Origin of the sequence: Micromonospora sp. DT47 (assembly GCF_049844475.1) — a bacterium.
In the GTDB taxonomy this organism is placed as follows: Bacteria; Actinomycetota; Actinomycetes; order Mycobacteriales; family Micromonosporaceae; genus Micromonospora.
Genome location: NZ_JBNCLC010000082.1, coordinates 1 through 298, shown reverse-complemented (window position 1 = coordinate 298; position 298 = coordinate 1). Strand labels below are relative to the sequence as shown.

General features: G+C 69.1%; 1 protein-coding gene. It reads right to left on the bottom strand.

Annotated elements, in window-relative coordinates:
• A partial coding sequence (locus ACLQ2U_RS32240) for a transposase (protein WP_425754652.1) occupies positions 1-298 on the bottom strand: 298 nt, incomplete at both ends.

Sequence of the window (298 nt, the reverse complement as noted above, 5' to 3'; positions counted from 1 at the left end):
CTTGGTTGTCGCGGATCAACTGTGTCGAGAGCTTGTGCTGCCAGTCCCGCCGCGTGTCGGCCACCCGCGCGTGCGCCGTCGCCACCTTGACGACAGCCTTCTTGCGGTTGTTGCTGCCCCGCCGCTTGCGGGACAGGTCCTGCTGCAGCCGGCGCAGCTTGCGGGCCGCCCGGCGCAGGAACTTCGGCGCCGTGACCTTTCTGCCGTTGGACAGGACCGCAAAGTGCGTCAACCCCAGGTCGATACCCACCTCGGCGTCGACCGGCGGCAGCGGTTCGTCGGCGGTGGCCACCACGAA